General features: G+C 53.0%; 19 protein-coding genes and 1 pseudogene. 8 read left to right on the forward strand and 12 right to left on the reverse strand.

Annotated features, from left to right (window positions below; all coding sequences use genetic code 11):
• Positions 1-238 precede the first annotated feature (238 nt).
• Together F8N80_RS07170 and F8N80_RS07175 are read right to left on the reverse strand one after the other, a co-directional pair.
• Positions 239-988 (reverse strand): sulfite exporter TauE/SafE family protein, encoded by a 750-nt coding sequence (locus tag F8N80_RS07170; RefSeq protein ID WP_150783581.1) that lies wholly within the window; start codon positions 986-988, stop codon positions 239-241.
• 123 nt (positions 989-1111) lie between these two features.
• On the reverse strand, positions 1112-1807 hold the full coding sequence (locus F8N80_RS07175; protein ID WP_150783582.1) for an RraA family protein: 696 nt from the start codon (positions 1805-1807) through the stop codon (positions 1112-1114).
• A gap of 359 nt (positions 1808-2166) precedes the next feature.
• Between F8N80_RS07175 and F8N80_RS31460 the strand changes: the two are divergent.
• Positions 2167-2271, forward strand: a pseudogene (locus F8N80_RS31460) (transcriptional regulator); the annotation flags it as partial.
• 92 nt (positions 2272-2363) lie between these two features.
• Here the strand turns inward: F8N80_RS31460 and F8N80_RS07185 are convergent.
• A complete protein-coding gene (locus tag F8N80_RS07185; protein WP_150783583.1) occupies positions 2364-3692 on the reverse strand; it encodes an SDR family oxidoreductase in 1329 nt (442 codons plus the stop codon).
• Between the two features lie 187 nt (positions 3693-3879).
• Here F8N80_RS07185 and F8N80_RS07190 point away from each other — a divergent pair, with 187 nt between their 5' ends.
• Complete coding sequence (locus F8N80_RS07190) at positions 3880-4104, forward strand: DUF2188 domain-containing protein (RefSeq protein WP_150783584.1); 225 nt, start codon at positions 3880-3882, stop codon at positions 4102-4104.
• A 17-nt stretch (positions 4105-4121) separates the two neighbouring features.
• Here the strand turns inward: F8N80_RS07190 and F8N80_RS07195 are convergent, their stop codons facing one another.
• The 4 genes from F8N80_RS07195 to F8N80_RS07210 all read right to left on the reverse strand — a co-directional run bounded on the left by F8N80_RS07195 (position 4122) and on the right by F8N80_RS07210 (position 6242).
• Positions 4122-4898 carry an OBAP family protein gene (locus F8N80_RS07195; protein ID WP_150783585.1) on the reverse strand — a complete coding sequence of 259 codons (777 nt, stop codon included), beginning with the start codon at positions 4896-4898 and terminating at the stop codon, positions 4122-4124.
• A gap of 147 nt (positions 4899-5045) precedes the next feature.
• The gene (locus F8N80_RS07200) at positions 5046-5441 is read right to left on the reverse strand and encodes a low affinity iron permease family protein (RefSeq protein ID WP_150783586.1); all 396 of its coding nucleotides are present in this window, start codon (positions 5439-5441) and stop codon (positions 5046-5048) included.
• Between the two features lie 133 nt (positions 5442-5574).
• A complete protein-coding gene (locus F8N80_RS07205; RefSeq protein ID WP_150783587.1) occupies positions 5575-5982 on the reverse strand; it encodes a GFA family protein in 408 nt (135 codons plus the stop codon).
• Between the two features lie 8 nt (positions 5983-5990).
• Positions 5991-6242: a DUF6555 family protein gene (locus tag F8N80_RS07210; RefSeq protein WP_150783588.1), complete on the reverse strand. Its 252-nt coding sequence runs from the start codon at positions 6240-6242 to the stop codon at positions 5991-5993.
• Positions 6243-7056: 814 nt separating this feature from the next.
• On the opposite strand from F8N80_RS07210, the gene F8N80_RS07215 reads away from it, so the two are divergent.
• Complete coding sequence (locus F8N80_RS07215; RefSeq protein ID WP_150783589.1) at positions 7057-7323, forward strand: DUF1652 domain-containing protein; 267 nt, start codon at positions 7057-7059, stop codon at positions 7321-7323.
• Positions 7324-7469: 146 nt separating this feature from the next.
• Here F8N80_RS07215 and F8N80_RS07220 read toward each other — a convergent pair whose 3' ends face one another.
• Positions 7470-8576, reverse strand: coding sequence for an oxidoreductase (locus tag F8N80_RS07220; RefSeq protein WP_150783590.1), 1107 nt, complete (start codon positions 8574-8576; stop codon positions 7470-7472).
• A 122-nt stretch (positions 8577-8698) separates the two neighbouring features.
• Here F8N80_RS07220 and F8N80_RS07225 point away from each other — a divergent pair, with 122 nt between their 5' ends.
• Entirely contained in the window at positions 8699-9589 is an 891-nt protein-coding gene (locus F8N80_RS07225) for a LysR family transcriptional regulator (protein ID WP_150783591.1), read from the forward strand.
• Positions 9590-9803: 214 nt separating this feature from the next.
• Here F8N80_RS07225 and F8N80_RS07230 read toward each other — a convergent pair whose 3' ends face one another.
• Positions 9804-10013: a hypothetical protein gene (locus tag F8N80_RS07230; RefSeq protein WP_150783592.1), complete on the reverse strand. Its 210-nt coding sequence runs from the start codon at positions 10011-10013 to the stop codon at positions 9804-9806.
• Positions 10014-10187: 174 nt separating this feature from the next.
• Here F8N80_RS07230 and F8N80_RS07235 point away from each other — a divergent pair, with 174 nt between their 5' ends.
• Positions 10188-10496 carry a DUF1652 domain-containing protein gene (locus F8N80_RS07235; RefSeq protein WP_150744223.1) on the forward strand — a complete coding sequence of 103 codons (309 nt, stop codon included), beginning with the start codon at positions 10188-10190 and terminating at the stop codon, positions 10494-10496.
• Here F8N80_RS07235 and F8N80_RS07240 read toward each other — a convergent pair.
• Together F8N80_RS07240 and F8N80_RS07245 are read right to left on the reverse strand one after the other, a co-directional pair.
• Positions 10483-10776: a response regulator gene (locus F8N80_RS07240; protein WP_191632877.1), complete on the reverse strand. Its 294-nt coding sequence runs from the start codon at positions 10774-10776 to the stop codon at positions 10483-10485. The two genes, F8N80_RS07235 and F8N80_RS07240, sit on opposite strands and share 14 nt — an antisense overlap.
• 432 nt (positions 10777-11208) lie before the next feature.
• A complete protein-coding gene (locus F8N80_RS07245) occupies positions 11209-11403 on the reverse strand; it encodes a hypothetical protein (RefSeq protein ID WP_150783593.1) in 195 nt (64 codons plus the stop codon).
• A 328-nt stretch (positions 11404-11731) separates the two neighbouring features.
• Here F8N80_RS07245 and F8N80_RS32035 point away from each other — a divergent pair, with 328 nt between their 5' ends.
• The 3 genes from F8N80_RS32035 to F8N80_RS07270 all read left to right on the forward strand — a co-directional run bounded on the left by F8N80_RS32035 (position 11732) and on the right by F8N80_RS07270 (position 13590).
• Positions 11732-11974 (forward strand): transposase, encoded by a 243-nt coding sequence (locus F8N80_RS32035; protein WP_150783594.1) that lies wholly within the window; start codon positions 11732-11734, stop codon positions 11972-11974.
• Between the two features lie 317 nt (positions 11975-12291).
• Entirely contained in the window at positions 12292-12807 is a 516-nt protein-coding gene (locus F8N80_RS07260) for a histidine phosphatase family protein (RefSeq protein ID WP_191632878.1), read from the forward strand.
• Positions 12808-13311: 504 nt separating this feature from the next.
• Positions 13312-13590 carry a hypothetical protein gene (locus tag F8N80_RS07270; protein ID WP_318185852.1) on the forward strand — a complete coding sequence of 93 codons (279 nt, stop codon included), beginning with the start codon at positions 13312-13314 and terminating at the stop codon, positions 13588-13590.
• On the opposite strand, the gene F8N80_RS07275 is transcribed toward F8N80_RS07270, so the two are convergent.
• Positions 13538-13840 carry a response regulator gene (locus F8N80_RS07275; protein ID WP_224790657.1) on the reverse strand — a complete coding sequence of 101 codons (303 nt, stop codon included), beginning with the start codon at positions 13838-13840 and terminating at the stop codon, positions 13538-13540. The two genes, F8N80_RS07270 and F8N80_RS07275, sit on opposite strands and share 53 nt — an antisense overlap.
• Positions 13841-13846 lie beyond the last annotated feature (6 nt).

A 13846-nucleotide genomic window follows, 5' to 3' on the forward strand; every position in this document is an offset into this window, starting at 1 on the left:
AAGCACGTGGCCCTGGTCATCCAGAGAGCAAACGGTGTGGCTATCGATGTGTTTCTGGTAGAGCGTTCGAGGCGTATTCATGGCTGATTCTTTCTCTGTCTTATTCGAGATCACGGGTACAACATGCCTACAGCATATTGATCCCTGGTCACGCATCAAGAGCGTGAAAGTGAACGCGTTCAGCACGAATTGTGAATAATCGAATTGGCCCGTTCTCAGTATGATTGCTATATTCGTCTCAAGCTTTAGAGATCATCAAGGCAGCACACACCATAAGAAACAGACAAAACCAAGTGCGCAGTAACCTTTCGGGTAAAGCGTGGGCGAGCTTCACTCCCCAGCTGACACTTAGCAGGCCACCTACCGCCATGGGCACGCCAAGATGCCATAGGACATGGTCGTGGAGCGCATAGGTCAGCAGTGTTACACCCGTACTCGGAACGGCCAGTGCCAGCGATAACCCCTGAGCGACTACTTGGGTTGTACCGAAGACGGTGGATAAAACGGGGGTGGCCAATACCGATGATCCCAACCCGAAAATCCCGCCCAAGATCCCGGAACCCGATCCCAAGACCATTAACCATGGCCATGGATGTCGCAGCTCTTTGCTTGGCGGCGGTTTGGGTAAGTACATCTGTAAGTAGCTGTAGGCCGAAAGCAGCATCATAAAGACCGCAAAACCTATGCGCATGGCATCGGGATCCAGGCCTACAGCAATGATCGATCCTATCCAGGCGAAGACAAACCCTGCTGCCGCTAATGGCGCCGCATGACGCAGTAAAATTCGTGTTCTTTGGTGGTACCGCCACAGCGCGAGCATCACGTTGGGCACGACCATAACGAGCATTGTCCCCTGAGCCAGCTGTTGATCCATCCCGAACATCAACACCAAAGCCGGGATTGCAATGAGTCCACCACCGATCCCGAATATCCCTCCGAGCGTACCCATTGCAGCACCCAGCAGCAGGTACATAGCCCAATCGATCATTTGAGGCTGCCCGCCTTTAGCTTATGAGTTAGAGGGTTGATAGATACTCGCGCGCATTGCATCGAGCTAACAACGAAGTAAATTGAATACCGCTCGTGGGGATGAGTCGGCGAGCCTGAGAAATTAAAGCGGACAGCCCTTTGCCCGCAAAATAGCGTCGAAGCGGTTCGGGTCTAGTGTGCCGGATTCAATAGCCTTCAATGTTGCCTGCTCGCGTGCAAGTAAATCGTGGCAACGCACAAGCAATTCAGGCAGCTCAGAACGGGCGGCAGCAACTACACCATCGCCGTCGCCGATCATCAAATCCCCAGGTGTGACCAGCATTCCAGCGCAGGAGATCGGGACATTGATTTCTCCTCCACCATCGGTGCTTGGCCCTCGATGCACCCCGCCGATAGCGTAGGCTGGCAACTCGCCGGTCTGCCACTCATCGAGATCGCGCAGAGCGCCATTGATTACCACGCCAACGATCCCGGCCTTTAAGGCCATAGCTCGCATGATGCCCCCGAAGACGGCTCGCGTGAGATCTGCACTACCGTCAATCACGAGGACATCGCCAGGACGTGCCATCTGCATCGCTTTTAGGATCATCAGATTATCGCCAGGTCTGACTCTTACAGTCAGGGCGCTGCCAAGCATTGGCGCATTTCCGTGAAACGGACGTAATCCTAATCCACCGACATTGCGTCCAAGGCAATCACTGACAGCCGCAGCAGGGATTTTGCTGAATTCCTTGAGCCATTTTTGATCCAGAGGATCTACGTTTGGATTGATCAGGTAGCCAGCAGGCCATTGGCCCGAAGATACAACATTAAACATAAAACCCTCGCTGCCAGGCCGCACTAGCTATTGTTGGGGAAATTCGCGGCCACGAGCGTAATTAGGTTGCTGGCTTCAAACAATGGCGATTCAGTGATCAAACACTTCACGAATCGTGGCGTATCCATGGGCTTAAGTCTGCTTCAGCTCCGATATTCGAAGACGGGCGGCGATGGTCAATACCGATCCGAAACGGTCATTTCGATGTCCTTTGTCGACCGATGGTGCGCAGTTGATTTGGACGAGGCGGGCTTAGATTAGAAAATGGCTAAAGCGATCCACAGGCAGGGCGGCTTTTGACGCTCAATTTTTTGAGTAGGTGTTTAAAAACGCTGTCTGCGACCAGTGGTTTTTTTTAGTACACCGGCGAAGTCGTAAAAACCGAAGGCGGTAATCACCGAACGCTGAAGGAATGGAAAGCCAAATACGGTTCTGACACCGTCGAGCCCTGGCTGACCAAGTGATTTTGGTTGAGTACAAAAAGGGCCCAGTAGGCCCTTTTTTATTCTCAGCGGTGCAACGGCAAACTTCATTAATAGGCGAGTAACTGAGGTTGCTATCGGGAACGCTCTCGCCGTCCTTTACGGTTAAGCGCGTAGACGCATCCGCCAAACAACAATGCCACGCCTGCAGCGACCAGAATCGACGGTCTGTGCTTGGCTGCACGCCAGCCACCCTCAATGCGGCGATCACCGCTTGGCGGAGTAAATAGATTGCCTGACGAGGATTCAGACTGTGGGCTGAGCTCCACGCCCAAGCGAGTCAGCCATCCTGACAGGAGTGGGAACCCCGGCGCCAGGAAATGCGCCAGACGGGCCATCGTGGCCGCACCTCCCACCGTGGTGCTGGGCCTTGGACGTAACGCACAGGCAACCATCGCTTGGGCGACGAGATGCGGATCATAAAGGGGCGGCGGTGGCTTGAGCGCATGACCGGTGAAGTTACCTGCATCACGAAATCCCGGTGTGTCCATGACAGCCGGATAGATGTCGCACACATGGATATCGGGGTAGCCGATCAGCTCCCCGCGCAACGCTTCACTCAAACCGCGCAAACCGTATTTACTGGCAGAGTAAGCAGCGGCATAGGGTTGTGCGACCCAGCTCCCTAGCGACAAGGTGTTGATCAACGTGCCGCGTTTTTGCGCCTTGAAGTAAGGCCATGCCACATAGGCGCCGCGCAGGTATCCGATCAGATCCGTTTGCAGCACCTGCTCGTGTGCTTCAAGCGGTGTTTCCTCGAACCTGCCAACCGCTCCGACGCCCGCATTGTTGATCCAGATGTCGATGCGTCCATCGCCAAACGCGGCAGCTTGATCCGCCAGATCCCGCATCTGTTCGCTGTGAGTGACATCTGTGCAGACTGCCAAGGCTGTGGCACCGCGCGCGGCACATTCTTCGACGACCTCAGCGAGCGCGGCTTCGTCACGTGCCCCCAGTACCAGGCGGGCGCCCTTACTGGCGAATGCATGAGCTGCTGCGCGGCCTATGCCGCTTGATGCCCCGGTGATGACCACCAGTTTGTTGTAGAGGGCGCTTGTCGGGTCTCTGCGGTACACCTCAGGACGGTCTCTAACCGCTGATGAGGGTAAATCCACTGGGGCGTTATATCGCACCTTGTTCAGCTTCAAACGTGCGCCATCGATCAAGGTCAATGTCAGATCTTCAATGGTGCCGGCGACTCGATCAGGAAACACCGGTTCGCCTACAGGATCAAGTTCGTCGTACAAAAATCGCTGACCTTCCAGCCACCCGACGGCAGTCATTAATTCGGGGCCCAGGTAGTATTTTCCGTCGAGGAAGAATCCCGGAAAATTTCGTGTGCGTTCCAGGCTTTCGACGGCGTAACGCTCGCCAGGCTTCATACCGGTCAATGAGTCGATCATGGTGACATCCTCAGGTTCGCTGGTGTAGCGATAGAGGATGGGCTGTCTTCATTGTTCCATTGAGATGACTGAAAGGCTTAACAGGCGTCCCTTTAGATACTTGAGTATGAGTTTTTTAAACTCGTTGAGAGGATTGAGGTCAACCGATCACCACATTGCTAATGCGCGCACCGCGCTGGGAGATTGGATGGACACCTATCACATCACCAAGACCGGCAAGCTCTGGGCACTGACAAAGGAAGGCGCGCAAAGGGCGTCGAAGACGGCTTCGACTAAGACTGAAATCACTGCGCTGGCGGGCGAGTTCCTTCAGGGTAAAACTGCGTCGCTGAAGATTCACAAAGAGAACGGGACTATTCAGGAAGAAAGAACCTTTCCTCGTAGTGCTGACCCACGAAAATCCAAAGGCTAGCCAGTCATCCTGATGATTCAGTGCTGATGCGGACGGCCAGTCGGATCTTCGATTTGTATGACCTTTCCATTGCGCCAGGCGTCAGCACCTGGGTCAATAGCTGGTGCAGGGATGTCGGCTCGAGCTTTCTTTTTTTGGGTGCTATCGACGCCAAGTCTTTTGTCCCGATCGGTCACCAGTCGCTGCTCGATCTGGCCATCAGCGGTGAATCCCATCATCAGTTGCGGAATCCCTAGCGGTAGATCTTTGTTGAGGTCGGTGTGCCACGTATGCCAGGTCTTGCCATAGGTATGGATGAGCTTTTCCATAAGCGCATGTTCTGCAATGTCCGGAATGCCGGGGGCAATCAATTGGCCGGACTTCACTTCATGAACATGGCTGTGCCACAACGCTTTTTCTGCGTCGGGCAGTTTGGAAAACAGTTGCGCGCTGATGATGTATTCCACGCCCACGAGCTTCGCATCCTTGCGATTTCCGTCGTAGATCACACACTGGATTACTTCTTCATTCAGGATGGAGCAATAGTGGTGAGCCTCCATTTGAACCTCAGGGTGGCCATTGTAGAAATGAAATCCATCCAGGTAGGCATTGAGTGCATCGATGGGTGGGCGTGACTGGAGCAGGGCGGCGCCCGCATCCAGTGTGCGGGTCGTGGCTGTCTTTTCCTCGCCCGGTGCAACGACATTGGACGACGTAGTGTTACCGGCGCATGCAGTCAGCAAGCCGAGGATCGTCAGCACCAACGATGGTCTGAATGCGATGAAAAACGTGCGCTGAAGATTATTCTTTTTCATTGCAGATCCTTCTTACAAACAGGTTTCAGGCGTTGATGGCGAGCGACGACCTTGCGGGTTCCAGGTACCCACATACCTTGATAGAAAGCGCTTGAGAGCTTGCGTTCAAATTGATGGGGACAACGGCCCTCGGATGATCCAGGCCACCTATTTAGGAATAGGGGGCTCGTCGTTGGAAGCATCAAAACTGATCTCACCGGCTTCACCCATAACGCTGTACTGCTTCCGCAGTTTCCGAAGCTCCCTGGTGCTCATCTTGTCCAAGGACAATGTGGCGATTTGTGCTTCCTTGGTCGCTCGAATCAGCTCATCGATTTTCAGATGCAAAATGTCGTTGTCCCGGTTCTGGGTGTTCTGGATCAGGAAGACCATCAGGAACGTGATGATCGTCGTCGATGTATTGATGATCAGTTGCCACGTATCGTTGAAATGAAAATACGGGCCCGTCACTGCCCACACAACGATGAGGCAAACAGCGGTGAGGAACGTCTTCGAACTGCCAGCCCGGTTGGAGAGAGCTTGGCAGAATTTTGAGAATTTCATGGTTGCGCGCTCTTGGTTTGGTGACAGATAGACCACGGTGAGCCTTTGAAATTCTTTCTGACAAATGTCCTTCGTCGTTGGGAAGCTTTTGGTTTCACGTTAATGGGAGGTGAATTAGGGAAGAAAATTTTCGCTAACGAGGCTGGCCCACAGGTTCCTCCCACTCGCCACCATCCGCTACCGGAACGCTGCCCAAATCATAGGGATTAACGCCTTCCATGCAACCGATATTGAAGCCAAATTCGTTCGGATTGGTACTGCGTCGGTGGTGGGTATAAATGCCGCAGACGCCGCAAAAGAAATGTTCGGCGACCTGCCTTCCGAACTGATATTTGCGTAATGCAGCTCCGCCGCGAATCACCTTCAAATCCGTTGCTGGCACCGCAGCAACTATCGCTCCCTTGCGTTTGCAGAACGAGCAATCACAGCGATGTGGTTCAGGCAGACCTGCTGGTAAATGGATCTCGAGAACAACGGCACCGCAGTGACAGCTCGCTCGGTGAAGAGGCTGAATGGGGGTCTTACCAATGGCTTTGAGCATGTGTGTGATCACGTTGCCACCTCTGTCCAATCCAAGATTGCCGATTCACGCCACCTCACGTCACTGAGCCCGTACTTTTCAGCTTGAGGCTTGGTGACGACTTTGAGCGGCGGTCGTCCAGGTTTCGGTATAGGTGCCACTCCAGCATCACAACTTGCCCAATGCCAAGCATCGGCGTTGCTTCTTATCTTCGCCCTGATGATGAAGGACTTGGCCTTGCCGTGAAGCTTGTACTCGATGATGTAAAGATCGGTATTCATGAAGCCCCCCTCCATTTTGCTCCTAGACAAAGGAGTGGCTGTCTCATGGAAAATTCAAAGGATTTTTTGCCGGGGTAACCATCGATTTTCTCCGAGGAGGTCAGATCGATTTGGAGGCTGAAAGATTTAGCTCATCAAGATGGTTGCTATGGGGTAGCGGCGCGCTGAAATTGAATGAACGCATTCTGCGCGGGTCAACTGCGAAGACCCATTGTGGGAAAGTAAAGTCCATTGCTGCCGTGACAGTCGGCTTACTCGTTGGTACGAACGGCCAATGGATGTAGGCAATGCGTAGCGGGACGATATGAAAGTACAGGTGATCGTCACTCACCTTGTCGCAATCCAGCGCCTAGCAGCCAGTTCACACAGAGTGAGCGAAGCGAGAGCAACGAGAACAGGCACCATGAACAGCAGCGAGTTTATTTGGTTCTTGGTTGGACTCATGGCAACGTGGGTAGCTGTCGTCGTGATGGGAAGGACGGTTTTTGGCATCCATGGGTAGAGCATTTCTTGGTTGGGTGTGTGCGATATCTATCCGACTGTCATGGTCACACCGGGATTTCGCAATGCTGGGACTTCACTGGTCATGCACCCAAGCCACCACCGACCCGATAGGTACACGTGTGTAAACCATATGTGCACGAAAGAATGGGCTGTATTCGCTCCCATTCGGTATAACGCGGCTCGCAGATGGACGTAGGCTGAAATTGCCACCGCTTCGCCAGGGATTTGAAAAATGGCCCTAAGCTTGAGATTCAAGCTTCCGTTCAACCAAGCTTGAGCGCCATGGCCGGCTCAAGCCAACGGAGACATTATGTTGTCCACTCTTGAGCTATGCCACGTCATCGAATCAGCATTTCTACCGCTCTTATGCGAATTTAAAGTCGAGCCATCGGGATCAGTTCAAATACAGATTAGCGAACCAATATCCGGGCGAGTTGAGCTTCTTGTTACCGGTATTTCTGCATCTCGTCTCACTGGAGACCAGGCTATAGCCCAGCTCATAAATGAACTCAAGGAAGAGCTTAGTTTCACCCATGACAGGAGAACTGATCTCGACCAAGTGCAACAGAAATGTTGAAGCCTCGGGGACTGGAAGCTTGGCGGTTTTAGGCCGATTGCTACCTGTTTGGAAGGGCATCAATCGACCCAAAACGGTCGTTGGCCTAGAAAGCTCTGATCGTAAACGCAAATCTATAATGTCCGCTCGACGCTTTCCAGTTGGTGTCACGCCAACGTCAGTTCACTGTCCTTGATATTCGCAATCGGCCCCAGGATCGCGGCGTCGAATTTGTCTAGGGCAGCGTGGGTTGCCAGGCGGCGGGGAAGATCGGGGTTGGCCAGAGCTGCCTTGCCCAGCGCGATCATATCGGCGCCGTCTCGTAACACCTGCTCAGCGCGTTGCGATACATCCAAACCACCATTGGCGATGATCGCCACCTGCGGCGCATACCGGCGGGCCAACTCAACCAGGCTTGCATTTCCATCTACGAACGCCGGTTTCCAAGCCTCAAACTCCGTCACATGGATGAAGTCTACGCCAGCGTCCTTGAGCGAGCCAAAGATGACCTCGGCGGCTGCTTCGCCTTCAGGCCATTTATGTTCGTAGTCATTCACCTTGCTCTGGGAAATGCGTACACCGACGGGAGTAAGCGTGCCGATAGCGGCTCTGACTGCCTTGATGACTTCCAGTATTAGAGTGATCCGTCCTGCGACATTACCGCCCCAGCGGTCGTCTCTCTGATTGGTGTAATCGGTCAGGAATTGATCAAGCAGATAGCCGTTCGCCCCATGGATTTCAACACCGTCGAAGCCAGCGGCACGCGTTGCCAGCATTGCCGCTTGTGCGAATCCCGCGATGGCATCGGCGATGTCCTCATCACTCATCGCTTGGGGAAGCGGATACTGTCCCTCACCGTAGTAGAACTTCATCTGCGTTCCTTTCGGTCGGACGGATGAGGGTGCAGCGGTAGCAGTTTGAAAGCGGTTGCCCTGGTTCAGCGCTCCAGCGTGCATGAGTTGTGCGAATACCGCGCCATGGTGGGCATGTACAAGATCGGTCACACCACGCCAGGCCTGAGCCTGCTCGACATCGCTGAGCCCCGGTTGGAAGGGGTAACCTTGAGCATACCTCTGATCGCTGTACAGCCCTTCGGTAATCACCAGACCAAATCCGCCTTTGGCGAATCGCTCGTAGTAACGCGCCATCTCAGCGGTAGCCCGGCCCGCCTCGGTAGCACTGACACGCGTCATGGGTGCTACGGCAAGACGATTTCTCAATCTGAGGCGGCCAATATCATACTGAGTTAAAATCTGCTGATTGTAGTCAATCATGTGGTCTGCCCTCATTTATCCAAGATGCTGTTAGATAGCGATGTAGAGGACAATAAACTTGGCTTGAACCGCTGAGAAGCCAGCAAAAACGATAAGCCGCTTTATCAAAATTGGATGTAATGATGCAGATTCCAGATGTGGAAGTGTTCAGCGCCATTGCCGAAAGCGGCAGTCTTTCGGCAGCCGCTCGACGACTCGGCCTGTCCCCTATGACAGTATCTCGCAGGCTGGCATCGCTTGAGGGTGAGCTAGGTGTTCGGCTGTTTCATCGAACAACTCGCTCCGTGTCACTGACAGCCGAAGGCGAAACATTTCTCCCCTTTGCAACGACGCTATTGGAAGCCAGTGAGGGGGCGAAGATCAGTTTGAAATCCAATGCCGGAGCTGCCAGCGGTGTCTTGAAGGTAACTGCCCCCACAGTGTTCGGACAGGCAGTGATCATGCCGCTGATTCCCGACCTCTTGGCAGAACACCCGGCGTTGCGGGTTGATCTGACACTATCGGACAGCATTGTGGATATTGTCGGTCTTGGGATCGATGTCGCGGTTCGCATCGCAACCCTGCGAGACTCGGCTTTAATCGCGCGCCCCCTCGCACCGAACCCTAGAGTGCTGTGCGCCAGTCCGATGTATCTGGAGCGTCACGGCATACCCACTACGATCGACGCACTATTAAGCCACCGCCGCATAGCTTTGCATGGGATGCCTTTCTGGCCGTTCATGCGTGACGGTGAAGCGGTTTCCATGCGGGCGGAGGGCGTTTTTTCGGCCAACAGTGTCGAGGCGGTGCGCACGGCGAGTAGGCAAGGCTTGGGGATGGCGATGCTCACGTACTGGGACATCCGTGAGGATCTAGCTGCTGGAAGCCTTTGCTTAGTTGAATTGGAGGATGTTGACCCGGAACAGCTCTTCATCACTGCAATATTGCCCACTCGTCAGCACGTGCCGCATAGAGTAGGAGTGTTCCTTCAGCGCTTGGAGGCGTTGCTCAACCCCGCGACTAATGCTCCGTAAATGACTGTTTATGGCAGCCTGTCGCGAAGCGCTACAAGTGTCCCCAAATGGACATAATCGAATGAACGACAGCATAAGTGGGGGTGAAGCGTTACGGTGACGTTTGAGTTCAACGCAACGGCTCGACGGGTCTCAAGGCCCATGGCTTGGCGTGCATTTTCTTAGGACGATCGACTGCGCTGGCCGTAAACCAAGCCCGTGACCTATTGGCAGATCATTCAGGTGCCATCAGCACCGCAAGGCTCAGGTTGATGAACTGCTCATTCTTGCTGATTGTGTCTAGAGCACCACGGACGTTATCGGCGACATCCGAAGATCCGCGCTGCCCTACCCAGTTGGCCAGTTCCATGATGGCCGCTTCAAGGGCGAGCTGATTTTGATTGATATTGAAAAGCAGCGATGGGAGCAGGTCTGAATTTGGCATCGATTGTCCTCCATGAAAAAGCCAAGCGTAGCAGTATAAAATTGAAGGATCGGCTACGTCACCTCAATGGCAGAGCAGGCGAAACAATTGGTCGTGAATTTGCTTCCGCGTCTTCCTTGACTACTGGGTTTCCTAGACAAAACTGAGTTCAAATTTCCAGTTTGAAGGAACGTCATGATCTCCGCTCTTGAACTCCGACATATCATTGAAAGCGGTTTATTGCCTCGCTCATGCACTTGCACCGTAAACCCAAAAGGGTCGCTATTGATCAAGATGATTGAGCCTTCCTCGGGCCGTGTTGAGCTGTTTGTCCCCGGATTGTTGGCGTCAGACCTCACGTCCAGTCGGGCGATTTCGAATTTGATCAGCGAACTCAGAATTGAAATTGCGGCTCGCCAAAACGCTGTGTGCGTGAGCGCGGCGGTAAACGGTGGACTCGCAGCCTCAGAGCCCACCAGGTCACGTCGATTCAAATCTTACTGATGGGGTGATCAGGCTGCAGGAGGGACGCCACCGCGATGACCAGGTCGTCGAGTGACCAAGGCTTGTGCAGATAGATGGTTGATGCAGGTACTGTTGTGGGGTCGATCAGATACCCGGAGGTCAGAATTGCACCGATGTACGGCCATCGACCCCTGACCATTTCGATGAATTCGATACCTTGAATCTGCCCCGGTACGCTGTGGGCTGCTATCACCATTCGACACTGGTCATACGCTTCCAACAGATAGGTTAACGCCTCATTAGCTGAGTCGAACGCCACTGTTTTTGCGCCTATCTCCGCCACGATAACTATGATGACAGATGGAGTGACTTATGGATCCGCGCCTTATCAAGGCTACTCAGGCAGACATGAAGCGCCGTACCCTTCAGGCTCGTGAGGGAAAGGCTTTCAACGTGACATTAATTGGACGTTGTGAGTTGCCGTGCCGCACGGCGTCGCCTATGAGATTTGAGAAAACTTGGGCAATGCGTGACGGGTCGCACTGTCCTGTTACCGTTATGGAGGCGGTGAACATGATTTCGGCATCAGGATGGGCGACTGTTAGCTCATTCACGATCGATTGGCAAACTGGCGTAAGGTTAGTAATTTGCGGCTGTATGGGGATGCCCATGCCACGGTTACAGCGCGCTAGGTCGAGTAAGTCTTGCACCATCTGGTTGGCGTTTTGAACACTTGTAGAAATCTGCGCAATTATTTTTTTCCCCGGCTGCCCAGTTCTTCAGTCCGCCTCAACAGATCGGTGCCCAGCATTACCGCGCCCAATGGTGTGCGAAGATCATGGCCCAACACCCCGAAAACTGTTTTTCGGGTTGTCTCCACCGCTTGCCCATAAGCTGCAATTGACTCGGCAAGCGCATGATCTATCGCCTCATTGAATGGAATCATGTCCTCATCTGATGATCGTGCTTTGCATATCCTTGGGCCAGCCAAAGTCTGAGTACACTCGACCTGAGGGCGCGATATTCGGAGACTGTCTGGTCTAAAGTGAAACCAGAAGTCAGGCGCGTCAGTGCATGGCTTTTAGCCGCCGATTCGACTTCGGTTATAGGCCCGAGCCCATGGGATTTGTCGATCTGTTGCTGCTGGGTTTGGGAGGTACGCATATCGAGCGTATCCGTCCGGTCAAGTCATCTACCCAGCCCCGCAAAGCCAAGACATGGTGTGCACTTAAATTTAAGTGGGCACCAGTTCTAGCCTTTTAAGCGGGTATTTCATGCAGCCAAAACGTCGTTCCTACTCCAAGTCTTTCAAAATCCAGGTCATTCAAGAGTGTACCCAGCCCGGCGCTTCGATTGCCAGTATCGCCCTCAGCCATAACCTCAATGCAAAATCTAGTCCACAAATGGATTCGAGTGCATGCGCAGAAAAGCACGGCGCTGCAACCTGCATTCAGTCCGGGTGCCCAAAACGTTGTCTTGCGACAACTTACAGGGTGCCTTTGGGGTTCGATCTGTAACCTTAAGGCATAGCTCGACTTTCATTTTTGATTGAGCCAACCTGATCGACTCTCAATGAGAAGCCGTTAACCCGAATTCTTAATTTTCAGTGGCCGAACAATGGTTTTTTCACGTTACCTCGGGCAAGCTCTAGGCAGAATCAGCCACGCTTTGAATGGGGTCTAGCTCTATGTCGTTGTCTTTCACTAGATTGAATTGGCGCAGCAAAAAAGCGCTTTTTTCCGCGCTCGTCATCGTGCTTTGTATACTTTGTATAATAGCAGCCTACTTTCTGTTCAGAGCGCCTCGACTACCCAACCTTGCTCACAGTACCCCCTTGGAAATTACCAATCTAAAATCGGCATGGACAAATGGGAATATTATTGTTCTCATTCGCCACGCGGAGCGCTGCGATCGATCGAGCGCTCCCTGCCTGAATGCCCCAGATGGCATTACTACAAGGGGTAAGGATGTTGCAGTGGGGTTGGGCGAGCAATATCAAAAGCTCGGTCTTGATAAGACAGATATTCTTACCAGCCCACGGGCGAGGGCCAAGCAGACAGCCACCTTCATGTTTAATCGTGAAATTGAAGATCAGGAGTGGCTTGCGTCTTGCCGAGGTATCATGCTTCAAAAGTCGGTTGAAACTAAGCGTAAAGGACACAACCTGATCCTGGTTACGCACAGCAGCTGCATTAGGGAAATCGAAAAAAATTTGAATGTGCATGCACCTGAAAAGCCACCCTATACCTCTTCGCTTTTCTTGTTATTTGGCGAGAATGATAAAATACCACAAGCGTTCGGTTTTGTGAGTACACAAGACTTTAGCGCTGACTTTATGAGTCGGAAATAATCATGTCCCTCCAGGCCTTCAAGATACCGTTGACTGGATAGCGCGGCCACGGGCTTCGAAAGTCCCGACTGATCGTGATTTCGAGGGGGCGTCTTGGCCGGACGCTTACTATCGAGCGAAACAGCCCTTAAAATATACTCGGCATGGTTTCTCAGGCCTTGGGAATCCATAGCTGGCATCGGGGTATCGATAGATCTGGCAAATTCCCCCCACGCTTGCAGAATAGGCTCGAGATTTTGAGGATGAATTTGAAAATCTCATGGTTATCCAAATTAGCCTCTTGTTTACTAGGAGGATATAAGTCAGGCGAATTTTGTACGCTGCAATTAGCCTAGCGGAATGACGGCAACCAGCGTTTCTGCGCGCAATGCCGCTTGTCATTTGGTCAAACCAGTGATCATCCGCGCCACACTCAAAGCAGGGAAAGCTTTCCCCGGGATACCCGCTTTAGAGCTCCGATAGATCATTAAAAGGGGTTTGTTACCGCGCACCTGCACCTGCACCATGAACGCCAAAGGAGCGCTGTTGATCAAGATGATTGAGCCATCCTCGGGCCGTGTAGAGCTATTTGTTCCAGGCGTTTTGGCAGCGGAGCTCACGTCCAGTCGGGCGATTTCAAACTTGATCAGCGAACTCAGAATTGAAATTGCGACTCGCCAAAAACGCTGTGTGCGAGAGCGCGACGGTAAATGGTTGCGTTGCAGCTTCAGAGCCCACCAGGTCACGTCGATTAAATCTTACGAATGGGTTGATCAGGCTGCAGGAGTGACGCCACAGCGATGACCAGGTCGTCCAGTGACCAAGGCTTGTGAAGATAGATGGTTGATGCAGGTACTGTGGCGGGGTCGATCAGATACCCGGACGTCAGAATTGCAGCGATGTACGGCCATCGACCCCTGACCATTTCGATGAATTCAATGCCTTGAATCTGCCCAGGAACACCGTGGTCTGCGATCACCAGCCGGCACTGATCGTGTGCTTCCAGCAGATAGGTTAACGCGTCGTCAGCGGTGTAAGCGTCCAGCGAAGTCACCTATCC

The sequence above is a fragment of the Pseudomonas fluorescens genome, from assembly GCF_902497995.1.
Lineage (GTDB): Bacteria > Pseudomonadota > Gammaproteobacteria > Pseudomonadales > Pseudomonadaceae > Aquipseudomonas > Aquipseudomonas fluorescens_BK.